We start from the raw sequence: 25,754 nt of genomic DNA on the forward strand, positions 1-25,754 counted from the left end.
CCCCTCTTTTTTGCTGCCGGAAGGGGGAAATTTGCGCGTCAGCAATGCAGAGCTAATTTGAAAAATTAAAGAGAAATGAGTGATTCACTGTGACGACACTAAAGCCTCCTGCGAATGAAAATTGGCTAAGAACGATTATCCTCTTTTTAAGCAGCCAGACGGTATCACTTTTTGGATCATCCCTCGTTCAATATGCGATGATGTGGTATGTCACGCTGCGGACAGGATCCGGGTTGATGATGACGGTATACATTATTTGCGGGTTTATTCCGACTTTTCTTTTGTCCCCAGTTGCGGGCGTTTGGGCAGATCGATTTAATAGAAAGAACCTTATTATGTTATCAGATGGGCTTGTGGCCACGGCAACGCTCATTCTAGCCATTTTCTTTTTGGCCGGATTTGATTCGATTTGGCTGCTCTTTCTCATGGCGGCAATCCGCGCCTTTGGAACAGGGATCCAGACACCTGCGGTCGGTGCGGTCCTCCCACAAATTGTGCCCAAGGATAAATTGACAAAAGTGAACGGCACGAACGGCAGCATCCAAGCGGTGATCATGTTTGTCTCGCCGATTGTCAGTGCCGCTTTGCTGACCATGGCATCCATTGAAGTGATCTTTTTTATTGACGTCATTACAGCGGCAATCGCAATCAGCACAATGCTTGCCTTTGTTAAGATATCCATTCATAAAAAAGCAATGACGAAGCAGACAACAAGCTATCTCAGTGATTTTAAAGAAGGATTGCGCTACATTAATAACCATGGTTTTCTGAAAATTTTCTTCCTGTACTTTGCCGTCTTTTTTGTGCTGATGGCTCCGGCAGCTTTTCTGACTCCACTGCAGGTAACGCGTACATTCGGCAGCGACGTATGGCGCCTAACTGCGATTGAGATCGCTTTTTCCGTCGGCATGATGAGCGGAGGTGGGATTATCGCGTCATGGGGCGGCTTCCAAAATAAAGTGAAGACAATGACCTTTTCGGCTATATTGATGGGATTCTGTACCTTTGCGTTGGGGGCGTTTGTTTTCAACTTTTGGGTCTACCTTGCATTTATGGCTTTGTTCGGTGTGGCTATGCCGATCTTAAATACTCCGACGACCGTGCTTCTGCAGGAAAAAGTCGAAGAAGATTATTTGGGACGTGTTTTCGGGGTGATGGGAATGATTTCAACATCAATGATGCCGATTGGAATGCTGATTTTTGGGCCGATCGCAGACCTCATCCGGATCGAATGGCTGCTCCTCGGAACAGGTGCCATCATGCTGATGCTGGCTCTCGGCATGGGCAGGAATAAAGTACTGATCGAGGCGGGCAAACCTGCCGAATCTGAGAATGGATGAAGGTCATGCCTGTAATAAAAGCGCGCGATATCTTAGGATATTGTGCGCTTTTGCATTTCACTTATATCGTTGGGATGAACACAATCCGTTTCCCGGTTTCAGCGGGAGCATTCCAAACGTCTTTCAACTTGGAAAGCGGGACAGGTGCTGCGTTTACCTTCAGCTGACCAGCGGTAATTGCTTGAGTGAGTGCCGGAAGTTCGGAAAGATACCCGGCAGTCGTGACAGAGCCTTGACCGCTGCCGAGTACTTGAAAGTTGGCAGAGCGAAGGGCAACGGAAGGTACAGCGGCAGTAGGGCCGGCAACGGAACCAATTTGAATCCAGGACAACAGTTTGCTGCGATCTGACCGTTTCATCAGGATCGGGAGCATCGCAAGCTCAGCTGGCTTTCCCCAAAGATAGTCGATCACGAGATCAACCTCAGATGCAGCTTGACCAAGACGTTTGGCAGCTGCCTCCAGATCACCCGCCAGAGAGACAGTCTCATTTGCGCCTAACGCAGGCAGGGATTCGAGACGTTCCGGATCACGACCGGCACCGATGACCTGACTTGCACCGAGAAGCTTGGCAATTTGGACGGCCATCTGTCCGGAATTTCCGGTCGCGCCAAGGACCAGAACCTTTTGCCCCGGCTGAATAGCTACCCGTCGACGGAGTGCTACCCATGAAGACATTGCCGGGTTCATTGCTGCGGCGATTTCAACCGGATCGGCATCTTCAGACAAAGGGATACTGCGCCGCACATCTATGACTGCCTTTTCTGCGAATGTTCCCAGCGCTGTATCGGGTGCAATAAAATAGACCAACTGACCATCAGGCAGTCGTCCGACACCATCAATACCGGGGATTAGCGGCAGCTCATCAGTACTGGTATAGTGGGAACCGTTAGCCTGAGAACGTACTCGAGGATGTAATCCTGCGGCAAGAACATCGACAAGCACCTCATTTTTGCCTGAAGGTTGCGGTGTATCAAATATTTCATAATTTGGATCAGAATCAAACGAACGTACAACAGCAGCGTACATAATAGAGACCTCCATTCGTCAATTGCATAAATAATTAGTTTGCTTTACAAACAATATAGTTTGTAAAACAAACTAAGTCAAGCATGTGGTACACTATGAGAAGAAAATGTCCAAATTAAAAAGGTGAAAAACATGAACAATAATCCATTACAAAATCAGAACGATCTGTCAATCGTGGACGGCTTGGTTCAACTCTCGTTTCTTGTCCAGGAAATCCTCGGACGAGTCGGTGCAGAGCATGGACTCTCAATCATTCAGCTTCGACTGCTTGGAATCCTCCGCGATCGAGAGCCAAGCATGCTGCAGCTTGCAAAGCACCTCAACCTCGATAAATCCAGCATTACCGGACTTGTCGATCGAGCGGAACGTCGCGGTCTCGTCGAACGTAACGTTTCTCCAAACGACCGGCGCGGATACAATGTGAGTGTGACTTCAGCGGGACGGGAATTGATTCAGATAGGCAGTGAGGAGGTCGAGCGTCAACTGAGTGCTGCTGTCGAAGGGCTTTCCGAGACGGAGCGTTCACAACTGGCTGCCCTTGCTGCCAAAATTTTGGGGAGTTCTGTGTCTTCAAATGAATGACCAAGGGACTAAAATCTTGTTTCATCTTGTAAACCGTAAAACTGGCCATTGGACGATGCAAAAGAGCTCCCAACTGGAATAAAGTGTGGGAGCTCTTGCTTATTTAAGAGATTTCATATATCGCTTATTTACTTTTTGCTAGTTTCTCCAGCTTCCAGTAGTTCGGTTTTCCACTGCCAAGAAGTGGAATTTCATCAATGGTTTCGATGCTGGCCGGCATATAGAGCATTGACATTTTCTTACTCTTGATAAACTTTTTAAGATCTCGCGACGAAACCTTGGACTTCGTTGTGAACATGACGATTTGTTCGCCTTTTCGTTTGTCAGGAATACACACAGCATAGAAGTTAGACTCGCCAAAGCACTCCAGTGCCAATTCCTCGACCTTGTTCAGGGGAATCATTTCGCCGGCAATTTTTGCAAATCGCTTGAGTCGGCCGATGATGTGAATAAAGCCATCCTCATCAATCTCGGCGATATCGCCAGTGTTATACCACTCTCCGCATGGAATAAAGCCTTGTCCGTGAATGAGATAACCTTTCATTACATTCGGGCCTTTAAGCAGCAGGTTTCCACCTTCGTTCACCCCTTCAACCTTAGCAATTTTCGCTTCCATAAGGGGAATTAACGGACCAACCGTACCTGCCTTATAACGTTCATGCGTATTCAGTGAGATAATCGGTGAGGTTTCGGTTGCCCCGTAACCCTCCAAGATGGTGATCCCAAACTTATCCTGGTAGGTTTTCCTGACATCATTTTGCAGTTTCTCCGCACCGGCAACCACAATTCGCAGTGTTTGGAATTGTTCCTTCGTCGCAAATTTGGCGTAGTTCTCAAAAAAGGTGTTTGTGGCGACAAAAAGCGTACTTTTATCTTTTTCAATTGCCTTTGGAATGTCTTTGTAGCGCAGCGGTGATGGATAAAGGTATGCTTTTACGTTAGTGACAAGCGGCAGAATGGAACCGACCGTCATTCCGAATGAATGAAAGAGCGGCAGCGGATTGAAAATGCGATCCGTTTCCCTGACTTCGATATGCGCAAAGGTCTGCTTGATATTTGCAAAAATGTTGCGATGGGTCAGGATAACTCCTTTTGGCTTCGACTCGGTTCCTGATGTGAAGAGAATCACTTCGCCAGGTGCCTTTTTCTTTAATCGGGATGTTCTTGATTCGATCAGACCAGTAATTTTATTAAAGGCAGTAATCCCGTGCGCTAAATCTTCGAGATAAATCACCTTAACCTGTTTCTCCATTTCTTCAACGACGAAACCGAGATCCGCCTTTTTAACAAATTCTCTTGATGTAATCACAGTTCCAAGGGAAGCTGTCTCTATACAGTCAATGATGTTTGTCGTGCCCATCGTAAAATTTAGAAGGCAAGGCGTCTGTTCATTTTTAAACAGACCGAAGAGCACAATGACCTGTGCGACCACATTAGGTAGATAGAGGCCGACCCTCTGATCATTTCCGACTGCCTGTTCCAGTTTCTTGCTCATGATATTTACAGCAATTAAGAACTTATTGTAGGTGTAGGAACTGCTTGTATCCTCAATGATGACTTTCTTCGGATGTGCTTTCGCCTGTTTGACCATTTCATCAAATAAGTTCACATCTTCAGGTATTTGCAACGTCAAAATAGTCACTCCCATGTCAAAACATTCAGTTTCTGTTTCTATCACTAGATAATTACGAAAAGCAAGGCAGAATGTTTCAAATCACTGTCTTTACCCTTATTATGGACATATCTACTACTATATTAAAACTAATATGCATTAAAAAGAACGATGTACAGTGAAGGGATGGTTGAATGGAGATGGATACGAGACTAAAAGCACTCATTGATTTAACACATGCAAAATTCGGATTGCAAAATTATTATTTAGAGAGTCAACAATTGTACCGAAGAGTTAACCTGTTCAATGATACGGAATACATATTATCAATGGAATGGGTTCCAAATCAAAGTGTGGCACACGCAGAGGATGAAAATCCGGAAGGAACTGCAGTGATTGAGATTGATGTGACTACGCAGAAAGTCAAGAGTGTCATTTTTGTCAACGATAAGTCCTTTGCCGACGGCGTCACATTTGCTGATAAACGAGACATGATCAAATGGGTGGAACAAGAGACAGGACTCACCTTTAGAAAGCAATTTCAGCTGCAAAAAAACGAAATAAACGAACTTTCCTTTAATGAATGCGTGGACGGCATTGCGCTATATCCTTCAGGCTGGATTGAGATTAAACGGGACTCACAAGGTAATCTAACGATGTTCTCAGCTTATACTCATGCACCGACTGAAGAACAAACTAAAAAAGATACGTACTCGCTGACACTCGATAAAGTAGAGGATTTGGCGATAGATCGGCTTGTTTTAGCCGACCTTCCCTTATTTGAGCAGAAAAAAAGCATTCCGGTTTATGCAATTGATGAAATTTATCTGACGAATGTTGGTATGGTGGAAGTCCCTTATGAATTCATTGAATACAAAATCAATCCAATAGACAAGATGATCTATTGGGATAAACCATCTGGTAAATCTCGCAAACGAAAAGTACTTCACTGGACTGACGAAGCAACAGTTGAGCAAGCCTTCTCACGCGAGCCAAGTCCGGATTCGTTACCAATCACAGAAACGGAACAGAAGATGTGTCTTTATGAGGTCAAGGCATTCTTAAGCCGAGAATACTCGTCCGACTCAGGAAAATGGATCTTAAAGGCATTATACCGTTATAAAGGGTACATCCTTGCCGTTGTAAGACCTGTTCATAAGAACCGCTTGTTATTCCAAAGAAAACTTACGCTGATGATTGATCGAAACAGCCTTCACCTATGCAATTTTATTGATAATAAACCCTTTTTAGACCAGATTGATCAGTTTCAAGTGTCGGAAAAAATAGCGGTAACGAAAGAGGAAGCTTACACAAAAATCAAACCGTTCCTTGAATTAAACCCTTATTACGTCTATGACTTTAAACAAAAGCAATACATTCTCTGTGGAAAATTAGACTGCGACTATGCAGTGTACGCTTCAGATGGAAAAATAGTCATGCTAAATGATTTGCTATCATAAATGGTTTACTTTATTATATATCAATATAACGATAAAATATGCATATAATTAAATTTGGAGGTATGGATGATGCCTGAGATACGGCCAAGTTCTGATTTGCGTAATAAGTACAATGAAATTTCGCAGTTTTGTCATGAGTACTCTGAGCCTGTTTATCTTACGAAGAACGGCAAAGGGGATCTGGCGGTTATGAGTATTGACACTTATGAACGGCTGGTTGGGAAGTTCGAACTTTACAATTTATTAGCCACTGGCGAAGAGTCTCTAAAAAAAGGTGAAGCCATACCTGCTGACGAAGCGTTTAAGCGAATCGAGGACGGACTGAATGAATGAGTACGTATAAATTAATGATGAGTATACCGGCAGTGAATGATCTGCAGGAAATTTCAAGATATATCGCAAAGGAATTACAAGAACCGGAAACAGCTGAAAAGCTCATTGCCAGATTCAAAAGAACCGTGATGAGTTTGTCTGAACTGCCGACTCGTTATCCTTGTGTGACTGATCGGTATTTAGCTTCTCTGGGCATTCGAAGAATAGTCGTTGATCATTACCTGGTCTTTTATCTTATTCACAAAGAGAAGCGCGTCGTTTCGATTATCCGAATCCTTTACGGCAAGCGAAACTGGGAGCATTTGTTGTAAGGTTTTGCAGCCTTATCTTCTCAATGCATAAGGAAACTAATCATCAATTAAAATAGCTTTTCCCTCATTCCTTCTTCTCAACAAATCTAGCTTGTAGTTTGGGATCGCCTCAAAGATATCATTACCAGTCATGTACACATGATGCTCCAAAATTAGAAAACAATGGCCACATTCCAACCTTAACTTTGCACCTCAAGCAGTTGTCTATGATCTGCTATAATAATTATGGAAATCAGTAAAAAAAGATCATAGGCCCCAATACATACAGCAACGGAAAAAAGACTTGAGGACGTGGAAACAGTGACCGCAAATGAACAACCAAACACGACAAAACGATTAGATGTACCCCTGATCAAGCAAAGACCGGAGCTGCCTACCGGATGTGAAGGCGTAGCCTTAACAATGGCACTCCACTACTACGGAATAGACGTCGATAAGCAAACGATCGTTGACCAAATGCCGCTCGACACGACACCGATGACAAGTAATGAAGACGGTTCGATTAAAACATGGGGCGATCCCGAAGATGGTTTTGTCGGCGATCCCCGCGGAGACGGTATTACGATTAATCCAAGCCCGTTAAAACAAGTGCTTAATCAATATCGCAGCGGCGGCATTGCTCTTTATGGAAAAGACTTCAACGTCGTTCAGAATTATGTGGCGAGTAGCAAACCCGTCCTCGTCTGGTTCACCATCTCTCATGAAATGCCGATCCTTAGATACTGGCATACACCGGCAGGCAAAGAAGTTTTCGCTCCGAGACCGCTGCACTGCATCGTCGTCACCGGTGTAGACAGCAACTACGTTTATTTCAATGACTGTGAATCCACCGAACTGAGCGGGAAAGATGTGAAGGTGGAAAAGTACAAGTTCATCAAGATCTATGATGCGATGGGGCGGAGAGCGTTGGTGGTGGGTTGAATAAAAATTCGACGATCAACCTAGAAAGCTTTATTAAATATTAAATGAAGGTAAAATTTATCATACTTTGTGTAGGGATCCTCAGTGGAAAGATTATTTATTCAGAGGTGGAGCCTTGTGAAAAAGCCGTTCGGTGTTATATTAATAAGCACCTTTATGTACTTGAGCTCTTTTGTCCTGTTATCTACTTCGATTTTTTATGATGCTGATGCAAATGAACTGAATATAGCGATGCGGTTTGCGCTGCCCAGCTCATATGACCGCCTATTTAGAGTAGTGCTTGCTCTTGCCACACTGGTCATGGTCTATGGATATATGAAGCTTAGAAAATGGGGCTTTTGGGCGATGATCAGTTATTCGTTATTCTTTGGAGCAATAAGTATGACTTTATCGTCAACACATCATCAACAGCCTTTTAACGGAAATATGATATGGTCAATTCTGGTTTTGCTTTATACAATTCATATTAAGGAAGCTTTTTTTCAAAATAAAGCATCGGTCATGTGAAAAAAAAGATTAGGGAGATGAGTGATCATGCTCGAAAAAGACGAAGAGCCCTTCAACGATATCATGGATCATTTTGATAAGACAACCGGCAGACCGGAGAAAATCGAGATGAAAACACTCCCGAATCCAATTCGAATTCTTGGCTATGTGCTGATCACTTGTGTGGTTGTGAGTACGCTACTGATCATCGTTATGAGTTTGAGTGATTAATAGTTGATCCAAAGAATTTATTGATCAATCCTATAGGCAAAAGATAAATCACTTTCATAAACATACCAAATTTAAGTTTGAGCATCGGCATTTTTGAGCAAAAGGCTATTATTGTATTAATGTTTGTTAAAATGAAGCAAGCATCAAGAAATACATTCAAGACTTGGGAAAACAAAACAACGCATTTGATAAATTAAGTGTACGAGAATACGGAAACCTGTTAGAGTTCGCTGAGTAGTACAGAGTCCTTTTGATGGATAGGCAAAAGATCTGAAAGCAATATAGATAGCCAAAACAAAATTAAAGTCAACGTCTTGGGACGCTGACCGGTAACCCAAGAATATTATAGAGCAAAATAATAGTTTTTGATTTTTTGTGCCATCTGTCTACGGCGTTCCATCAGAAAGTCAGGATAGTCCGTTACGGTCATATTGATAATTTCATTGGGTATACAATTTACTGATAAATTGTCCCAAAAATCATTTGGATCGGTAATCGTTCCGGACACAATAGTAGACGTTCCACACTGAGCTAATGCCTCTGAAAAATAAATGCTTGGAGATTTATTGCCAATTGAGATATTGACCCCAGTGTCGAGATAAGTAAAATTCGCAACTTGATTATATAACGAACGCTCATTGAAACCATTTTTCCTTAGATAATCTTTTGGAAAGATATGATGCACGTCTCCTGCTACAGAGACTAGATCAACGACCTTAGAACTGTTCGAAAGAAGTGACCGATCTCCGCTGAAAATCTGCGCAGCTATGAACGTATTGAAATACGGACTGTTCACAGATGAAGTCTCCATGTTTTGTACTAGACGTACAGTCCAAAATGTATCAGAGAGCATTGATGATTCATTTTCTTTGAAAAATGATATAAAACCTTTTGAAGCAATGCTCCGTAAGTCTCTATCCATCTGTGATTCTGCAGAATTGACGTATCGGCTTGTCAGTGTCGACAGGACAAACCACTTCTGAATGTATTTTTTTATTTCAATTTTGGACACTTCATTTTTATTTTGAAGGAGCAGGAACAATGTGTAAGCAAAATCCAGAGTCATCCTTGAATTTAACAGTTTCAATGATATAAATCCGGCAGACTTGATAGCAAGTATGAACTGTTCAAAGTTATATTCATTCATAAAGTCCAATACTCCGACATGCAGTTTTTCAAAACTTGTGGCGGCAATTTCTTCTTTGAATTTTCTGTCTGCGAAATCTCTGCCGGATAGTAGGCTGACAAGGTCACCTAGTTTCGCACGATTGAAGGTATGCATAAAAGACACACGCAGCATGTCGCTGTAATCAGGATCATAAATGTCCTCTTTATCATTTCTCAGCCAACGCAATTTCGGTTCGAATTCGCTTTTCATAAAATCATGGTCACTTAAAGCGAGTTTGTTATAAAAACTAGGTTCAACCGCTAAATGGCAAAAATAATCGATAGCTTTTCGCAGCAGATTTCCGCCATAACGTTCATCCGCAGCAATTTTGGACATTGCAAAATCGGATTCATTAAGTCGCTTTCCTTGAGAATTAATACGTACAAATATTTCTGTTACTTCATTAATATCCAGCTGGGGAATGAGAACAATTGCTCCGAGTTGGCAGCTCTTAATAGACAAAAGTTGCGTAATAGCTTGATCGACCAGATCTTCGTCAGCCTTCGGATTTTCCTCAAGATATTGATTAATAAATTTTCTTACAGAAAATTGTGTTTTGAACAATTCTGAAATATCGGGTATCCAGTGCTTGGTTTTTAAATGGACAGGGGTTTGTACTGCGAAGCGTCCATCTTCTTCCTCAGCAATTGGGTTAAAGGCGATTTTTATTGTGCGTTCCTCATAATCTTCATTTAAAACAGGTTTACCAGCAATCGCCGTCATTAGTGCTGTAATACGTTGCTGACCGTCAATTAGAACTTTTTTTCCAACGGACTCTTGCCCGTTTTTCAGTCGGACATTGGGATTTTGCCAAATGATTAAATATCCAGTCGGATAGCCGTTATATAGCGAGTCGATTAAATCCCTGACATTTTTACCTTTCCACACAAAAGGACGCTGAATCTCAGGGATAGCGATATCTCCCGCATCAATGTAACCTAGCAGTGAACTCATCGAGTATTGCGTAACAGTATATTTGTCATAGGATGCTGTCAATTAATAATCCTCCACATTCTTTTTTTCAGTTCGCATCTTTTTTTGATTTTTTGGCATTCGTTAGTCACAGTAAAATTGTAACATAGAAAAGAAACTCATAAAGATTTGCTTTTGCAATCGTGGAAGGTTACATTCGCTGATTATACAGGACAATTTTTGGGCGCTGAGCATTCTCAAGGCAAAAACGAATTTAGAGTGATCGAATTGATTTGTGAATATATCAAAGTAGAATCAAGAGTTTGATAAAATATGGAGGGAAGTATATAAAGTGCTGCATGCATGGAAGAAAGATGAAGTGGTTAATGCTGTATTTGACGATTCGAAAAAATATCGCTATGCCTTGGGGTGCGACTGGGACACGTCAAAACCGAAAGTAATGTTTGTGATGCTTAATCCAAGCATTGCTAGTCTCGAAGGCTGTGATCCAACTGTTTTACGATGCACTAATTTTGCTCGCACATGGGGGTATGGAGGAATCAGTATTGCCAATTTATTTGCCTACATTTCTACCAATCCTCAAGAATTGACGGAATCAGATGATTGTATAGGATACGATTGTGATCATTATCTTCTCAAGCTTGCACAAAAGTCTGAGAAAATCATCCTTTCCTGGGGTCAGAGCTTTACCAAACCAATCTTTTGGAGAAGGGTAAAGGAAGTCAGAAATCTATTAAATGGATATACTCTGTACTGCTTAGAAGTGACTAAGGATGGGATTCCAAGGCATCCACTTTATTTGCGCAACGATCTGACTCCAAAAATTTATACTTTTAATTGATAAAGATTTCTGTGAGTAGAATAGGCGAATGGGTAGATGATTTCCATGCATATATTAATCGGCAGTCTTATGACTTTCTCGATATATTGGCAGGTGGCGGGAGTCTCAGAATTGCTTGATCTATGTACGAAACCAGATTCAGAACGAAAAGAATAATCAAGTTTTGGCGATAGGTAGTCATGGTACGCACTTGGTACAATCATCGACTATGATGATCCTTCCTGTAGATTTTCGGACTATGAGTGAATGAATCAGCCCATGTCGTGGATTATGAAAATAATGTTTCATAATCAAACATGCAAACGGATTGAAAAGAATGATCTTTTTCAGAAAAAGGTGACGGTTAGTTAGTGGATGCTGAATAATTATAAAATGCTTTATATTTAAAGAATTAATCTCATATTTGTTGTATAATAAATGCATGAAATAACGCGCTGTGATGCGATTTTCTGTGCATTTTTCAATAGATGGGGTGCTTGGAATGGTTTATCGGTCAAAAACGGTTCAACTTTCAATAAAGTCTTTCGGTCAGGAACTGGGTGTCTCCTTAAGCCCGGAAAATAAATGGGTTCAGCTCGCGGATCAGTTGCCGTGGACCCAGATGGAGGATGTTTATCGTGTCGTTTTTCCGTCTCCACTTGGCCGAGCAGGCAAACCCTTTCGGCTTCTTTTTGGCGCCCAGCTCATTAAGCAGTCCACGGGCCTTTCTGATGCTGATTTGGTCAAGGCCATTCGGGATACGCCCGCTTATCAGTACTTCATCGGTTGTCCCACGTACGTGGTCAGCCGACCTTTTGACCCTTCTGCCCTTACACATTTTCGGAAACGGATCGCCCCCATCAGCACCCAGTTGCGCCAGATCATGGGCGCCTGGTGTAAAGACCGGCTTCAAGGCAGCGTGGGCAACGACCGGACGATGATCCTTGATGCCACGGTCACGCCAGTCAACATTCGTTTTCCACAAGACCATTCCTTACTCAATCAGGCCCGCACCTTCCTTGAAAAAATGATTACGGAACTGGCTCATCAGCTCCACGTCCCCATTCCACGGACGTACAAACGAGAAGCCCATAAAGCCTATGTCACCTTCACCAAGAAGCCCCGTCGCACAGCTAAGGAAACGCGCCACCAAGTCAAAGTGCAACTGCAATACGTGCGACGTGACTTGCGTTATGTCGACGAGCTGCGCGCAAAAGGCGGTGAACTGACGGAGAAGCAACGCAGCCGACTGACCACGATCCAGCAGCTGTTTACGCAGCAGGAGTTCATATACCGAAATAAGACCCATCGAGTGGATCATCGGATTGTCAGTCTGTCCCAGCCATACGTGCGCCCAATCAAGCGGGGCAAGGCGAAACAAAACACTGAGTTTGGCCCGAAAATGGATGCCTCGATTCAAGATGGGATCATCGAAATCGAACGTGTCGATTTCAACGCGTTTAATGAAAGTACCGACTTCCAAAAGGCCATTGAGCGCTATAAAGAACAGCACGATCATTACCCGGACGAAGTGTTGGCCGACAAACTGTACCGCAATCGTGAAAACATCGCGTTTGCCAAAGAGCGAGGCATTGCGATTATAGGACCCAAACTCGGGCGCAAGCCCAAAAACGTTGATGAAAAGCAACGACGCGTCGATAACGCAGCAGCACGTGACGCTGAGAATCGTCGAGGGGAAATTGAACGTCGTTTTGCTTTTATCAAGCAAAAGTGCGGTCTTGGTTTAGTGCGCGCCAAAACCGCTGAAACGATTGCGGTCACCATTGATATGGGGATCACGATGGCGAATATCGATACGGTCTTACGCCTTTTTTCTTTGGCCCTTTTACTGGTCATAAAAATCAAGGATACATACCTAACGATTAGCTACAAAATACGGAAAGAGACTGAATTTTTACCAGCCTAATTCAGCATCCACTAGTTAGCATGAATGCCTCGAATGATGAGACCTGAGTTCTCTTCCACTTATTTTTTTAATTTTTATATTTGCTCGACTCTAAATTGAACAATAAATCAATCAAGTGAAAATCAAACACAATTTCTTTTCGACGGGCAATTCCGAGCTCTTGAATGACTAACTGTTGATGAATAATGCTTTTGATGTTGATAATGCATAGGTGAAAAAATTGAATCAAACGATAAAAGGCCGGGCGGGATGCTGCCTGGTTTTTTCGTGTTGCTTTGAATTGCTGCTGCGTGCTTGCCGGGAGGATAGATATGAATCTCAAAGATGAAAATCCGTCATGAGTAACAGAGCATGAACGTTTTGATCCTTTGCTGAGAACAAGCCGTCCTCTGGCGGTTGGCAAACGGAGAAACGCAGACCGAACGAACAAAAATGAAGCCCGCTTTTGGTAGCCGCTTGTCTTTTTCGCAGAAACACATGCAGCATAGCTATTTCCGAAAACGCTGCGGAACAAACTTAGCAACAGCCATGTGAGATACATGTGAACGTTTGGTTTCGTACAGAATTGATTATTCACAGAAAACTCTCCTCGTTTTTAAATATGTGATCATAATAAAAAGCCGCCCATTCGATTATGAATGGGCGGCTTTGCCTGAACCCATCCAACGCGAAGCTGGGTCCAAACATTCGTTAAGTTGTCAACGAATGCCGGAACCCTAGCTAATAATAATAATGGCTTTAACCATGCATTGTAATGGGCGATTCATAGCAAATTGCTCCTTACCTGAATTGTCGAATTTTTTAGTACCGCAACTATAGCACTGCTGGAAATCCGTGTCAATAATAAATTTGCACAAATTACTGATTGTGCTGATTGCAGCGGGTTTGCTTGCTATTCAAAAAAATTTTTCGAGTGATTTTCTTCCATAAGAGCGCTTGGAAAACGGTGAGGGAAATACAAAAAGAGGGGTTGACTGAATTTTTTAAAGTGATTAACATTTGTGCCAACCCAAAAATTTCCGCTTGCAGATATGAAAAATCGGAGGTGGATTTCGAGGGCTTGAGGCAGAAAAATACAGAAAAGGATGAAGTGCCTCAGAGACAAAGGCTTATACAGAAAAAGAGAGGAGGAACCTTAAGTGACCGAAAGAACGGAACAACGCACAGAAACAGGCGCAGATTTACTGATCCGTTTGATCAGACAATCGGGAGCGGAAGTGCTTTTTGGTTATCCGGGAGGTGCGGTATTGCCGCTCTATGATGCGGTTTATCGTCACCACATGCGCCATGTGCTTGCTCGGCATGAACAGGGGGCGGTGCATGCCGCCGAAGGCTATGCCCGCGTTTCGGGTAAGCCCGGTGTTGTGTTTGCAACGAGCGGTCCTGGTGCGACGAATCTTGTTACAGGATTGATGGATGCGCTGATCGATTCACTGCCGCTCGTTGTTTTTACCGGACAGGTGACGAGGCAGGCGATTAATACCGATGCGTTTCAGGAGGCGGATGTGATCGGAATTACCGGATCGGTAACGAAGCATAATTTCCGCGTCCGCAATGCGAACGAGCTTCCTGAGGTGGTTGCCAAAGCATTTTTCTTGGCGACAAGCGGGCGTCCGGGACCGGTTTTGGTTGATCTGCCGAAGGACATTTGCGCGGGACGGCTGGAAAATGCACCGGATTTAGTTCGTGATTTTCAGCTTCCCGGCTATTGTGTGCCGAACAAGGCAGATGCCCGTGTGGTGAATCAACTCGTTCAAGCGTTGAAGAAGGCTGAGCGGCCGGTGCTGCTTTCCGGAGCAGGTGTGCTTCATGCTCATGCAGCGAGAAAATTGCGGGTATTTGCTGAAACATGTCATTTGCCGGTGGTTACGACATTTCTAGGCCTCGGAAGTATGCCCGCATCGCACCCGCTGTTTCTTGGAATGGGCGGAATGCATGGAACGTTTGCTGCTAATATGGCACTTTCCGAATGCGATCTGCTGCTGAATATCGGTTCACGCTTTGATGACCGACTGACCGGGAATCTTGAAAAATTTGCCCCGAATGCTGAAGTGGCGCATGTCGATATTGATGCTTCAGAAATTGGAAAAGTGGTGCACACCGACTATGGTTTAGTTGGTGATGCTGGGGCGGTCCTTGATCAATTGCAGAGTGCTTTAAAAGAGCCGATGCCGGGGCACCGCGCCTGGTTGAATCATCTGTATGGCTATGCAGATGCGCATCCGATACATTACGATCACGTGCTGGCAAGCCGGGAATTGCTGCCGCAATACGTCATTGAACAGATTTGCCGCTTTGCCGGACCTGATGCTGTTGTAGCGACCGATGTCGGGCAGCACCAAATGTGGACGGCTCAGTATTATCATTTTGAACAGCCAAACCGCTTTGTTAGCTCGGGCGGACTGGGGACCATGGGCTTCGGTCTTCCGGCTGCCATTGGCGCTCAGATTGCTTGTCCGCAGAAAAAGGTTGTGGCGATTATAGGCGATGGCGGCTTTCAGATGACGCTTCAAGAACTTGCGGTCATTACAGAGCGCAAGCTTCCAGTAAAAATTTTTATTCTGAACAATCATACGTTAGGCATGGTTCGACAATGGCAGGAAGCGTTTTACGGGGAACGCTATGCCGAATCAATTCCCGAAATGCAGCCCGATTTCGTCCGGCTTGCGGAAAGCTATGGTATTGCTGCTCAGCAGCTGACTGATCCTTCCTGTGCAGCAGAGGTGATCGAATCAGTATTTGCAACCGATGGACCGTTTCTTGTCGACTGTACTGTCAAACAAATGGAAAATGTTGCGCCGATGGTTCCTCCCGGCAAGGGCCTTATGGAAATGACGGGGGTGTGAGTCAATGAAACGGACGGTAATGGTTGAAACCGCGGCGAGTCCTGATGTGCTTGCACGGGTAACTATGCTGCTTGCACGCGGAAATCTGTCGGTTGCTGATCTGCATGCTGAGCGAGAAGGGGATCGGTTTCAGATGGCGATGACACTGGCTGCGGATTGCGAACGTCAGTTGAATCGTTTTGTCAGGCAAGCAGAAAAGTTGGTTGATGTGTATTCAGTTGCCTCATCTGGTGAAAATGGATACGCGGCTGAACACGCTTAGTTAAAAATATTTCACTATTGGCAATAAATTAAAAATAGATAAGGGGATACGAAAATGACAGCGAACGTTTACTATGACAAAGATATCAATGAAAATGTATTGCGCGGAAAGAACATAGCGGTTCTTGGTTACGGTTCACAAGGACATTCTCAGGCTCAGAACCTGCGCGACAGCGGCTTTTCTGTAACAATCGGCGTGAGGCCGGGCAAGTCTTGGGATAAGGCGCAGCGCGATGGTTTTCCGGTGAAAAGTGTCAAGGAGGCTGCTGCTGAGGCAGATATTGTCATGATGCTGCTCCCTGACGAACGTCAGCCGGAGGTCTATTACAGTGAAGTTCAAGAAGGGCTTGAACCAGGAAACGCACTCGCTTTCTCACATGGCTTCAACATCCATTTCACTCAGATCCTTCCTCCAAAAGACGTCGATGTATTCATGGTCGCTCCAAAAGGTCCAGGTCACTTCTGCCGTCGTGAATATCTGAATGGAGGCGGTGTTCCGGCTTTCTACGCTGTTGAGCAGAACCCGTCCGGTGAAGCAGAGGAACTCGCACTCGCTTGGGCCAAGGCTCTCGGCGCGGCTCGTGCCGGTGTACTGAAAACCACGTTCAAAGAAGAGACGGAGACAGATCTTTTTGGTGAACAAGCGGTACTGATGGGCGGATTGACACACTTGATTGAGGCTGCATTTGAGACGCTCGTTGAAGCGGGCTATCAGCCGGAAAATGCCTATTTTGAAACTTGTCACGAAATGAAAATGCTCACTGATCTGATCTATGAAAACGGCCTTACTGGTATGCGCTACTCCTGCTCCGATACTTCTAAATTCGGTGACTTCACCGTCGGACGTTATGTCATCGATGACGGTGTAAAAGCCCGTATGAAAAAAGTTCTGGAAAATATTCAGTCTGGTAAATTTGCCCGTGACTGGGTACTTGAAAACAAAGTCGGCCGTCCGATGTTCAACGCACTTCAGCAGAAAGAAAACAATTCGGAGCTTGAACGTGTTGGACGAGAATTGCGCAAACTGATGCCTTTTGTTAAAGAAGGTAAGCAGGACAGCGAAGATATCACAGCAAATGTTGCACAATAAACCGTCCTACCAATCCGAATCACAACAGATGAAGGGGTGAAGACCATTGGGGATTATGTGTCAGCAGCGGATATCGCAGAGGCCCGTGAAATACTGACGCCTGTTGTTCATCGGACACCGATGCTTGAGTCGGCAACCTTGAACCGAATCAGCGGAGCACATCTGCATTTGAAACTGGAAAATATGCAGCGGACCGGATCATTTAAGCTTCGTGGGGCGTTTAATAAAATGGCTCATTTACCAGTAAAAGAACTGGACCGCGGTATTGTGACCGCGTCTGCGGGCAACCATGCCCAAGGGATTGCTTATGCAGCATCCAAACGAGGTGCATTGGCAAAAATCTTTATGCCGGAGCGTACCCCGCAGGCGAAAATTCAAGCAACTGCCGCTTATGGTGCTGAGGTTGTGCTGGTGGGCGCATCTTATCAGGAAGCCTATGAAGCGGCGCTTGCCGAATGTCAAGCTAATCATTCTGTTTTTGTTCATGCTTTCGATGATAATCAAGTGATCGCCGGCCAAGGGACAGTCGCCGCAGAAATGTTCACACAATGTTCGGAGCTTGACACCGTTCTCGTACCGATAGGCGGCGGGGGACTGGCAGCCGGAACGGTCTGTTATTTAAAAAGTGCTAAGCCAAGCATACGTGTGATTGGCGTTCAATCCGATCATGCACCAGCGGCGTATAACCTTTTTCATCATGCTAAGAAACAGGCAAATCGCCAATCGCCAGGCATAGCCGAAGGGATTCTCGTTGATAAACCAGGCGAACGTACCGTTCCTGTCCTGAGACATTATCTTGATGATTTGGTAACCGTCACAGATTCGGAAATTGCCCAGGCAATGCTTCTGATGCTTGAACGAAGCAAGATGCTGGTCGAAGGTGCCGGGGCTGCTTCGCTTGCGGCAGTGCTTTTCGACCGTGTGCCTGTGAAAGAAAAGCACGTCGGCTTAATTGTCAGCGGCGGCAATGCTGATCTGGAAGAACTAGCCCTGCTCAAACAAATGGTTTCGGTTGAAAATCGGAATGTCTGCAATCTCTGAAAGGTGGGACTATTTATGATCATTGATGCTCGAAAGATCAGCTGGGTGCGTTCGGATCATACAGTTCTCAAGAACGTGGACTGGCAGGTCCGCACGGGTGAACACTGGTCGCTTGTCGGGCTGAATGGCTCGGGGAAAACGACTTTGCTGAAAATGATTAATGGTTATATCTGGCCGACGAACGGCACACTGTCTGTATTGAATCGGCCGTTCGGGACATGCGATCTGCGCGAATTGCGCAAGAAAATCGGCTGGGTCAGTTCTGCACTCTCTGAGAAATTCAGATCGGGCGAACGTCCGGAAGCGATTGTGCTCAGCGGCAAATTCGCCTCGATTGGTTTATACGAGCAAACGTCGCCCGCCGAACGAGAAAAGGCACACGCCTTGTTAAACCAACTCGGCTGTGAATCATTTGAAAACCGAGCGTTCGGGCTTCTGTCGCAAGGCGAAAAGCAAAGGGTGCTGATCGCCCGTGCGTTAATGGCGGATCCCGAGCTGCTGATTCTGGATGAACCTTGCAATGGGCTGGATCTGTTCGCAAGAGAACAGATGCTGTCGATGATTGCCGAACTGGCAAAATCGGCAGATACACCGTCTATGATTTTCGTGACGCACCATGTCGAAGAACTTCTGCCATGTTTTGACCATACGCTTCTGCTCAAAGCCGGAACTGTATTCAAATCCGGACACGCGAGCGAGGTCATGACGCCTGAAATCATGACCGCTTTCTACGATCACCGTGTTTCAGTTCAGCGGCGAGGCGGACGTCTTTCCGTTGAACTGAATGAAGACGCGGCTATGGAATCAAGATTTTAATTCTGTTTTTCATTCTTTAAAACTCCAATAATAGAACTTTGCTTTTCTGCTCTTCTACTGTCATTTGACATGTAAGAGAAGGTGGAAAAGCTTTTTTGCGTTTTTGCAGCCGCCCCATTTTCCTAATTCCAATAAGGCGATAGAATACTAAAAACAACGTATTCACATTGAATGAGTACGATCAAGGCTGCATTTAACCGAATATATAGATAATTTTTTCGCCTGACAAATACAAGATTATTTGATTTCGAATCCTTCATCTTTTTTCAATCCGTAATGCGATTCATCAGCGAAAACACCAAAGGATTACAAATTTCCGTAGTGATAAGGAAAAAATAGCGCTGGTTATGTAAGCGCTTTAATTTTATACTGAAGAAGTTGAAACGAGTGCTATTCCAAGTGTTCTGATCCGGTGGAGTTCAACCGGATCAATCGCTTGCTATAACAATAAAGGGAGGAAAAAACATGACACATAGTTTACGCCCGGACTTTTTGTGGGGGGGTGCAGTAGCGGCTCATCAATTGGAAGGCGCCTGGCAAGAAGGCGGCAAAGGAATCAGTGTTGCAGACGTGATGACGATTGGATCAAAAGATTATCCGCGTGAAATCACAGAAGGTATCGTTCAAGGAAAGAATTACCCCAATCATGAAGCAATCGACTTTTATCATCGCTATAGGGAAGATATAGCATTGCTGGCCGAAATGGGATTTAAGTGTTTTCGAACATCAATTGCCTGGACACGAATCTTTCCAAACGGCGATGAGCTTGAACCAAATGAAGAAGGATTGAAATTTTATGATGATTTATTCGATGAATGTTTGAAGTATGGCATTGAGCCGGTGGTAACACTTTCTCATTTCGAATTGCCCTATCACCTGGTAACAGCGTATGGCGGATTTCGAAATCGAAAATTGATCAAATTTTATGAGCGCTTTGCAACCGTTTGCTTCAAACGATATAAAAACAAAGTGAACTACTGGATGACCTTCAATGAAATTAATAATCAAGCCAATTTTGAAGCGGATTTTGCTCCCTTTACCAATTCAGGGATTTTTTATCGCGAAGGGGATAATCGGGAAGAAATCATGTACCAAGCAGCTCACAATGAATTAGTAGCTAGCGCCCGAGTCGTCAAAATCGGTCATGCGATTAATCCGAATTTCCAGATCGGTTGCATGATTGCGATGGCACCCATCTATCCAAAAACCTGTAAACCCAGTGATGCATTGATGGCTCTAAAGGCTATGGAAAAACGTTATTACTTTGCGGATGTTCATGTTCATGGCGTTTATCCAAAACATATTTTGAATGATTGGGAGAGAAAGGGCTTCAAAATCAGTTTCACCCAAGAAGACGAAGAAGATTTGAAACAAGGTTGTGTCGACTATATCGGATTTAGTTACTATATGTCGCTTGCGATCCAACACAAAGAAGCCAACGATAAGTACGCTTATGATGAAAGTCGTGATTTAGTGAAAAATGAATATGTCAACGTTTCTGACTGGGGCTGGCAGATTGATCCTGAGGGTCTGCGCTATTCATTGAACTGGCTGACGGATATGTATCATTTGCCGTTGTTTATCGTTGAAAATGGGTTTGGTGCCTATGACAAAGTCGAGACTGACGGCTCGATCCATGATCAAAACCGTATAAATTATTTACGAACACACATTGAACAAATGAAAAAAGCAGTGGTCGAAGACGGTGTGGATCTGATCGGCTATACGCCTTGGGGATGCATCGATCTTGTATCGGCAGGTACAGGTGAAATGGACAAACGCTATGGTTTTATCTATGTCGATAAAAACAATGCGGGCGAAGGAACACTGGAACGCAGCAAAAAAGACTCCTTTGAATGGTTCAAACAAGTGATCGCTTCAAATGGCGAAAGCTTAAACTAAATATATTGGAGGGCTAAAGATGAAAAAAGTATTGATCATTTGTGCAGCTGGTATGTCATCTTCTATGATGGCAAGTAAAACAACAGATTTATTCAAACAAAAGGGACACGACATTGAAGTGGAAGCAGTGCCTGCAACTGAAGGTGAACAATTGATTCGCAGCAGTGATTTTGATCTTTTCTTAATCAGTCCACAAACCAAGATGTATCTCGATCAGTTCAAAGCAATCGGTGTTGAAGTCGGGAAACCGGTAGTAGGCATTCCATTTCAGGCCTATATTCCAATACCTTCAGGAATCGAAAAAATGGCGGATTTAATCACCGATAATTTGTAAAAAGGAATGTCAAATGACTCTTTAAATTTTTGCAATATGCTTGCACGAAAAGCGGGATGAGGATGAAACAAAAAGAACGGGAATTGCTTCATTTTCTTATAGAGCATAAGGATCGCTTTGTGACCAGTCATGAACTTGCTGCAGCCTTGTCCTTAACTGATCGCACCATACGTTCCTATATCCAAATCATGAAGAAAACCATTCACGAAAATGGTGGCGAGATCATTTCAAAGCGAGGCTACGGTTTTCAATTGATGATTACTCAGCAACTGACCTTTGATTTGTTTTTGACTCATTGTGAAGACACGAAAATCTATACTAAGGAAAATGATGCAACAGCAGAAGAAATGTCTGATCGCAAGAATTATATTTTGAATAAACTACTATTCGAAGATGAGACTCTTTTGTTGGATTTTTTAGCCGATCGTCTATATGTGAGTCGTTCCACATTAACAAAGGACCTTTCCGAGATCAAACATCTTTTGAAGCCCTATGGATTGACGGTCGAAAGTTATGCCAACAAAGGGATTCGGATCGAAGGCAGCGAACGGGACAGACGTCACTTCATCATGAACTACTTTTTTGGTAATACCTTTATCAATTCTTTTCAAAAATATATGGGAAGCAGTCACTATTTTACAGATGTTCGTCTTGAAGAGATCACAATCATTGTGATCGATGAATGTCGTGAAGCAAAAATCAAATTATCCGATTTTATCATTCAAAACTTAGTATTGCATTTAGCGTTGAGTATTAAGCGAATTAAAAAAGGATTCAAGGTTAGCAATCTAGGCGTGGAGCATGGACTGGTCGGCGGTATCGAATACTCAGTTGCGAAAAAAATCATTCAACGTATCGAGCTGACCGTTGGTATCGAAATTCCACCAGAAGAAATTTCTTATTTGGCGCTCCATTTGATGGCTAAATCCAATCATCGGCAGACAGGTCATCAGCAGATCCATCATCTGTTGGAGGGTGAATTACAAACCGTTTTAAAAGAAATGGAAGAAGATACAGGTTATCCGGTCGCTGAAGATTATTCGCTTAGAAATGGGCTTTTGGACCATTTGAAGCCTTTGCTCGTTCGTCTGAAGGAAGACATTCATCTAGAAAATCCTTTGGTTAATGAAATTATGAGAGAACATGCCGATGCTTTTCAATTAACCAAAAGCTATCTGGAAAAAATGCCGACAATGGTAGGATACACTGTTGGCGATCACGAATGGGCCTATTTGGCACTTCACTTGATGGCAGCCATCGAGAAATATAAAGACCGTCATAAGTTACAGGTATTAGTCATTTGCGCGACCGGTTACGGAAGTGCGCAGCTATTAAGAAATCGTGTGATCAAAGAATTTGGAAAACATCTAAATATAGCGGATGTTCAAGGGTACTATGAAATCACGAATCAAAGTTTAGCCACTATTGATCTGATCATTTCTTCCATCGATCTCTCTACTGTGGTATTTGGAGTTCCTGTCCTGCATGTCAGTGTTTTTTTGAATGAGCAGGATATGTCTCAAATTAGAACGTATCTTGACGGGTATTACACGAAAAAAAGTTCTAAGCCGATGCCATCAACAAAAACAGCAAGCTCACTCGAACAAAAGGAGCAACTCTTTGATCGGCAACTAAATAAAAAATGGTTTGAAATCTTTAAAGGAAAAAGAACGAAAACAGAAGTCATTGATGCTTTGCTCCAACGATTAAGTGAAGACGAATCGGAAAACTATGTAGAACAAATGAAGGAAGAAATGAGACGAAGACAACGGATGAGCTCCGTCGTTTTCAGTGACACGATCGCCGTTCCCCATCCGGCGTCACCTATGGGCCTGCAAACGAAGATTGCTGTGGGGATCGTTCCCGATGGATTATATTGGGATCCAGATTTTCCAGAAATCAAACTGATATTTTTGCTGTCACCTTCTTATCTGAAAAATGAGGCGATTACCGCAATCACGAAAACGATTGTACGTCTGATCGATTTACCGGAAAGTCAAAAAGAGATTCTGAGTGAAAATAACTTTGAGCAATTCCGAGAACGTTTTATTAAGTTAATGTAAGAAATGAGGGTTCAACATGGATGAAAATGTACAAGTCATTGCATTTGATATTATTCTTCACAGCGGTTCTGCTCGGACGATGGTTCATGAGGCGTTTAAATTTATGCGAGCAGGTGATTTTGAAAAGGCGGACACAAAACTAGTTGAGGCTAATCAAGAGTTACTGAAAGCCCACCACTCTCAAACACAATTATTACAAGACTATGCGAAGGGCAAAAAGATTGATATGGAGATCATCATGATCCATGCGCAGGATCATTTGATGACGACCATGACTTTAAGGGAGGTCGCTATTGAAATGGAACATTTGTATCAAAACAAATGATAACTTTTTCAAAGAAAGGAGGACCCAAAATGGCAGATACTAAAAGAAATTTGGATCGCACTCGGGCCAAGGTAAGCTTAAAAAATATGTATTATAATCGCTATTTACTAGTCCGTTATCTAACTGCCGGTTTTTTCTTTGTAAATCTATACTGGTTTTTGTTTTTACTGCTGGCTCATTCTAAATTTACTTTTATTCCGCTTAGTTTACTGGTATTCCTAGTCGTCGTGGCAGCTGAACAAGTGAAACTGTATAGTACCCATACGAACAATACACCAATGACCAGATTGTATTATTGGCTCCAACTGCTCATCAATCTAGTACTGTTTCCTTTGGTCTTGTCATCACAGTCTTCTGAGCTGTTTCCATTTATGGCAAATACGCAAAAAGCAGGACAGTTACTTTCTGCCATTTTATTCATTGGCAGCTTACTCTGCTTGGTCATATCGAGAAGATTGCGCTTGATCCGCTGCGATCAAGATCGACATTTTGAAAGAATTAAACAATACGAAAAGACACTACACATTTGAAAGGGAGCGACAACATGAATAATGGATTTGCAGTTCTGGAAAAATATTTAATGAAACCTATGGCCAAGATTTCTCAGTTGAAAATCGTCAGAGCCGTAATGGCTGCCGGAGTGGCAAGCATCCCATTTACGATCGTCGGTTCTATGTTTTTGGTACTCAACGTTTTGCCGTTAACCTTTCCATTTTTAAACGGATTCTTTAATAATACGTTTTATCGTTTCAGTGATCTCTACATGTTAGCAAATGCAAGTACGATGGGAATCTTAGCGCTTTACTTCGGTTTGGTTATTGGTTACGAATTAACCAGAATCGAAGAAACCGAATCGAAACTCAATGTCAACCCACTAAATGGTGCGTTACTCTCTCTGTTTGCCTTCTTCCTATGTGTTCCGGAACTTTTGTTCAACAATGGAAAAATGGCCTTAGTAAATTCCATCACGGATACTGACAAAGTCATCAGTGGTCTTCGTATCGGTGATACGATTCAACGACTAGGAACATCAGGAATCTTTACTGCCATCATTATGGCTGTGATTGCCGTTAAACTTTATTGCTTGTGTGTAAGACGTAACTGGATCATCAAGATGCCGGATACTGTGCCACCAGGTGTATCGCGCGCATTTACCGCATTGATCCCGGCATTCGCTATCGCTTTTGTTGTTTTAATCATTAATGGGACATTGGTTCTTCTTGGAACAGATATTTTTAAAATGGTAGCGATTCCATTTGCGTTTGTCACTTATTTAACGAATAGTTGGTTAGGTATCTGCGTGATTTATTTCATCATCAGTGCGCTATGGATTGTAGGAATTCATGGTGCCAACATTGTTTCTGCCTTTGCAACTCCGATTGTTTTAGCAAACATGCAAGCAAACATACATGGCGCAAACATACCATTTGCCGGAGAATTTCAAAACTCATTTGTTTTTATGGGTGGTTCAGGAGCAACGTTGGGGTTGATCCTATTTATTACTTTTATTGCCAAATCAGAACAGCTGAAGGTTTTAGGCCGTGCATCGATCGTGCCGGGTTTGTTCAACATTAATGAACCGATTATCTTTGGTCTGCCGATTGTATATAACCCATATTTGGCGATTCCATTTTTCTTAGCACCCATCACTTCCGCATCAATTGCTTATTTTGCCATCAAATTAAAAATCGTTCTTCCGATTATCGCCCAAGTACCATGGCCGACACCAATAGGACTTGGTGCTTTTATCGGAACGGCCGGGGATTGGAAGGCCATTATACTAGCAATAATCTGTGCGACAGCGGCGTTTTTAATCTACTTCCCATTCATCAAATACTATGATGCAAAACTAGTAAAAGATGAACAAAAAAAGACTGCTGAAATGGATACGAGCATTTGACAGTGCAGCAGCGAGGCGGACGGCT

General features: G+C 43.4%; 25 protein-coding genes. 21 read left to right on the forward strand and 4 right to left on the reverse strand.

Annotated elements, in window-relative coordinates; all coding sequences use genetic code 11:
* Positions 1 to 89 precede the first annotated feature (89 nt).
* Entirely contained in the window at positions 90 to 1,340 is a 1,251-nt protein-coding gene (locus tag NOM01_RS13105) for an MFS transporter (protein WP_255748950.1), read from the forward strand.
* A gap of 61 nt (positions 1,341 to 1,401) precedes the next feature.
* Here NOM01_RS13105 and NOM01_RS13110 read toward each other — a convergent pair whose 3' ends face one another.
* Positions 1,402 to 2,367 carry a quinone oxidoreductase family protein gene (locus NOM01_RS13110; RefSeq protein ID WP_255748951.1) on the reverse strand — a complete coding sequence of 322 codons (966 nt, stop codon included), beginning with the start codon at positions 2,365 to 2,367 and terminating at the stop codon, positions 1,402 to 1,404.
* A gap of 132 nt (positions 2,368 to 2,499) precedes the next feature.
* Between NOM01_RS13110 and NOM01_RS13115 the strand changes: the two genes are divergently transcribed.
* The gene (locus NOM01_RS13115; RefSeq protein WP_255748952.1) at positions 2,500 to 2,949 is read left to right on the forward strand and encodes a MarR family winged helix-turn-helix transcriptional regulator; all 450 of its coding nucleotides are present in this window, start codon (positions 2,500 to 2,502) and stop codon (positions 2,947 to 2,949) included.
* 124 nt (positions 2,950 to 3,073) lie between these two features.
* Here the strand turns inward: NOM01_RS13115 and NOM01_RS13120 are convergent, their stop codons facing one another.
* Positions 3,074 to 4,597 (reverse strand): AMP-binding protein, encoded by a 1,524-nt coding sequence (locus NOM01_RS13120; RefSeq protein ID WP_255748953.1) that lies wholly within the window; start codon positions 4,595 to 4,597, stop codon positions 3,074 to 3,076.
* Positions 4,598 to 4,755: 158 nt separating this feature from the next.
* On the opposite strand from NOM01_RS13120, the gene NOM01_RS13125 reads away from it, so the two are divergent.
* The 6 genes from NOM01_RS13125 (at position 4,756) to NOM01_RS13150 (ending at position 8,303) form a co-directional block, all read left to right on the forward strand.
* Positions 4,756 to 6,021: a hypothetical protein gene (locus NOM01_RS13125; RefSeq protein WP_255748954.1), complete on the forward strand. Its 1,266-nt coding sequence runs from the start codon at positions 4,756 to 4,758 to the stop codon at positions 6,019 to 6,021.
* 69 nt (positions 6,022 to 6,090) lie between these two features.
* On the forward strand, positions 6,091 to 6,354 hold the full coding sequence (locus NOM01_RS13130; protein ID WP_255748955.1) for a type II toxin-antitoxin system Phd/YefM family antitoxin: 264 nt from the start codon (positions 6,091 to 6,093) through the stop codon (positions 6,352 to 6,354).
* Complete coding sequence (locus NOM01_RS13135; RefSeq protein ID WP_255748956.1) at positions 6,351 to 6,665, forward strand: type II toxin-antitoxin system RelE/ParE family toxin; 315 nt, start codon at positions 6,351 to 6,353, stop codon at positions 6,663 to 6,665. Before NOM01_RS13130 ends, NOM01_RS13135 begins: the two co-directional genes overlap by 4 nt.
* 300 nt (positions 6,666 to 6,965) lie before the next feature.
* On the forward strand, positions 6,966 to 7,586 hold the full coding sequence (locus NOM01_RS13140) for a C39 family peptidase (RefSeq protein ID WP_255748957.1): 621 nt from the start codon (positions 6,966 to 6,968) through the stop codon (positions 7,584 to 7,586).
* Positions 7,587 to 7,703: 117 nt separating this feature from the next.
* A complete protein-coding gene (locus tag NOM01_RS13145; RefSeq protein ID WP_255748958.1) occupies positions 7,704 to 8,093 on the forward strand; it encodes a hypothetical protein in 390 nt (129 codons plus the stop codon).
* 27 nt (positions 8,094 to 8,120) lie between these two features.
* The gene (locus NOM01_RS13150; RefSeq protein WP_255748959.1) at positions 8,121 to 8,303 is read left to right on the forward strand and encodes an amino acid transporter; all 183 of its coding nucleotides are present in this window, start codon (positions 8,121 to 8,123) and stop codon (positions 8,301 to 8,303) included.
* Between the two features lie 343 nt (positions 8,304 to 8,646).
* Here NOM01_RS13150 and NOM01_RS13155 read toward each other — a convergent pair whose 3' ends face one another.
* Positions 8,647 to 10,467 carry a GmrSD restriction endonuclease domain-containing protein gene (locus NOM01_RS13155; protein WP_255748960.1) on the reverse strand — a complete coding sequence of 607 codons (1,821 nt, stop codon included), beginning with the start codon at positions 10,465 to 10,467 and terminating at the stop codon, positions 8,647 to 8,649.
* A 268-nt stretch (positions 10,468 to 10,735) separates the two neighbouring features.
* Here NOM01_RS13155 and NOM01_RS13160 point away from each other — a divergent pair, with 268 nt between their 5' ends.
* Entirely contained in the window at positions 10,736 to 11,245 is a 510-nt protein-coding gene (locus NOM01_RS13160; RefSeq protein WP_255748961.1) for a DUF1643 domain-containing protein, read from the forward strand.
* Positions 11,246 to 11,726: 481 nt separating this feature from the next.
* Positions 11,727 to 13,151, forward strand: a complete 1,425-nt coding sequence (locus NOM01_RS13165; RefSeq protein ID WP_255748962.1) for an IS5 family transposase — start codon at positions 11,727 to 11,729, stop codon at positions 13,149 to 13,151.
* A 67-nt stretch (positions 13,152 to 13,218) separates the two neighbouring features.
* On the opposite strand, the gene NOM01_RS13170 is transcribed toward NOM01_RS13165, so the two are convergent.
* Positions 13,219 to 13,728 (reverse strand): hypothetical protein, encoded by a 510-nt coding sequence (locus tag NOM01_RS13170; RefSeq protein WP_255748963.1) that lies wholly within the window; start codon positions 13,726 to 13,728, stop codon positions 13,219 to 13,221.
* A 562-nt stretch (positions 13,729 to 14,290) separates the two neighbouring features.
* Here NOM01_RS13170 and ilvB point away from each other — a divergent pair.
* The 11 genes from ilvB to celB all read left to right on the forward strand — a co-directional run bounded on the left by ilvB (position 14,291) and on the right by celB (position 25,729).
* Positions 14,291 to 15,997 (forward strand): biosynthetic-type acetolactate synthase large subunit, encoded by a 1,707-nt coding sequence (gene ilvB / locus NOM01_RS13175; RefSeq protein ID WP_255748964.1) that lies wholly within the window; start codon positions 14,291 to 14,293, stop codon positions 15,995 to 15,997.
* 4 nt (positions 15,998 to 16,001) lie between these two features.
* Positions 16,002 to 16,259, forward strand: coding sequence for an ACT domain-containing protein (locus NOM01_RS13180; protein ID WP_255748965.1), 258 nt, complete (start codon positions 16,002 to 16,004; stop codon positions 16,257 to 16,259).
* A gap of 54 nt (positions 16,260 to 16,313) precedes the next feature.
* Positions 16,314 to 17,348, forward strand: coding sequence for a ketol-acid reductoisomerase (gene ilvC, locus NOM01_RS13185; RefSeq protein ID WP_255748966.1), 1,035 nt, complete (start codon positions 16,314 to 16,316; stop codon positions 17,346 to 17,348).
* Positions 17,349 to 17,384: 36 nt separating this feature from the next.
* The gene (locus NOM01_RS13190) at positions 17,385 to 18,389 is read left to right on the forward strand and encodes a threonine ammonia-lyase (protein ID WP_255748967.1); all 1,005 of its coding nucleotides are present in this window, start codon (positions 17,385 to 17,387) and stop codon (positions 18,387 to 18,389) included.
* Positions 18,390 to 18,404: 15 nt separating this feature from the next.
* A complete protein-coding gene (locus tag NOM01_RS13195; protein ID WP_255748968.1) occupies positions 18,405 to 19,205 on the forward strand; it encodes an ABC transporter ATP-binding protein in 801 nt (266 codons plus the stop codon).
* A gap of 465 nt (positions 19,206 to 19,670) precedes the next feature.
* On the forward strand, positions 19,671 to 21,107 hold the full coding sequence (locus tag NOM01_RS13200; protein WP_255748969.1) for a 6-phospho-beta-glucosidase: 1,437 nt from the start codon (positions 19,671 to 19,673) through the stop codon (positions 21,105 to 21,107).
* Between the two features lie 19 nt (positions 21,108 to 21,126).
* Positions 21,127 to 21,441, forward strand: coding sequence for a PTS cellobiose transporter subunit IIB (locus NOM01_RS13205; protein WP_255748970.1), 315 nt, complete (start codon positions 21,127 to 21,129; stop codon positions 21,439 to 21,441).
* Between the two features lie 62 nt (positions 21,442 to 21,503).
* On the forward strand, positions 21,504 to 23,504 hold the full coding sequence (locus NOM01_RS13210) for a BglG family transcription antiterminator (protein WP_255748971.1): 2,001 nt from the start codon (positions 21,504 to 21,506) through the stop codon (positions 23,502 to 23,504).
* A 16-nt stretch (positions 23,505 to 23,520) separates the two neighbouring features.
* Positions 23,521 to 23,829 (forward strand): PTS cellobiose transporter subunit IIA, encoded by a 309-nt coding sequence (locus tag NOM01_RS13215; protein ID WP_255748972.1) that lies wholly within the window; start codon positions 23,521 to 23,523, stop codon positions 23,827 to 23,829.
* A gap of 29 nt (positions 23,830 to 23,858) precedes the next feature.
* Entirely contained in the window at positions 23,859 to 24,359 is a 501-nt protein-coding gene (locus tag NOM01_RS13220) for a hypothetical protein (protein WP_255748973.1), read from the forward strand.
* A gap of 14 nt (positions 24,360 to 24,373) precedes the next feature.
* Positions 24,374 to 25,729 (forward strand): PTS cellobiose transporter subunit IIC, encoded by a 1,356-nt coding sequence (gene celB, locus NOM01_RS13225; protein ID WP_255748975.1) that lies wholly within the window; start codon positions 24,374 to 24,376, stop codon positions 25,727 to 25,729.
* The last annotated feature ends 25 nt before the right edge of the window (positions 25,730 to 25,754 follow it).

The organism is Sporolactobacillus sp. STSJ-5 (assembly GCF_024385605.1).
Classification (GTDB): Bacteria; Bacillota; Bacilli; order Bacillales; family Sporolactobacillaceae; genus Sporolactobacillus.

Coding starts and splice junctions, on each gene's coding strand:
- NOM01_RS13110 (WP_255748951.1), bottom strand. CDS start 2,367: ATGTACGCTGCTGTTGTACGTTCGTTTGATTCTGATCCAAATTATGAA.
- NOM01_RS13115 (WP_255748952.1), top strand. CDS start 2,500: ATGAACAATAATCCATTACAAAATCAGAACGATCTGTCAATCGTGGAC.
- NOM01_RS13120 (WP_255748953.1), bottom strand. CDS start 4,597: ATGGGAGTGACTATTTTGACGTTGCAAATACCTGAAGATGTGAACTTA.
- NOM01_RS13125 (WP_255748954.1), top strand. CDS start 4,756: ATGGAGATGGATACGAGACTAAAAGCACTCATTGATTTAACACATGCA.
- NOM01_RS13130 (WP_255748955.1), top strand. CDS start 6,091: ATGCCTGAGATACGGCCAAGTTCTGATTTGCGTAATAAGTACAATGAA.
- NOM01_RS13135 (WP_255748956.1), top strand. CDS start 6,351: ATGAGTACGTATAAATTAATGATGAGTATACCGGCAGTGAATGATCTG.
- NOM01_RS13150 (WP_255748959.1), top strand. CDS start 8,121: ATGCTCGAAAAAGACGAAGAGCCCTTCAACGATATCATGGATCATTTT.
- NOM01_RS13165 (WP_255748962.1), top strand. CDS start 11,727: ATGGTTTATCGGTCAAAAACGGTTCAACTTTCAATAAAGTCTTTCGGT.
- NOM01_RS13180 (WP_255748965.1), top strand. CDS start 16,002: ATGAAACGGACGGTAATGGTTGAAACCGCGGCGAGTCCTGATGTGCTT.
- ilvC (WP_255748966.1), top strand. CDS start 16,314: ATGACAGCGAACGTTTACTATGACAAAGATATCAATGAAAATGTATTG.
- NOM01_RS13195 (WP_255748968.1), top strand. CDS start 18,405: ATGATCATTGATGCTCGAAAGATCAGCTGGGTGCGTTCGGATCATACA.
- NOM01_RS13200 (WP_255748969.1), top strand. CDS start 19,671: ATGACACATAGTTTACGCCCGGACTTTTTGTGGGGGGGTGCAGTAGCG.
- NOM01_RS13205 (WP_255748970.1), top strand. CDS start 21,127: ATGAAAAAAGTATTGATCATTTGTGCAGCTGGTATGTCATCTTCTATG.
- NOM01_RS13210 (WP_255748971.1), top strand. CDS start 21,504: ATGAAACAAAAAGAACGGGAATTGCTTCATTTTCTTATAGAGCATAAG.
- NOM01_RS13215 (WP_255748972.1), top strand. CDS start 23,521: ATGGATGAAAATGTACAAGTCATTGCATTTGATATTATTCTTCACAGC.
- NOM01_RS13220 (WP_255748973.1), top strand. CDS start 23,859: ATGGCAGATACTAAAAGAAATTTGGATCGCACTCGGGCCAAGGTAAGC.
- celB (WP_255748975.1), top strand. CDS start 24,374: ATGAATAATGGATTTGCAGTTCTGGAAAAATATTTAATGAAACCTATG.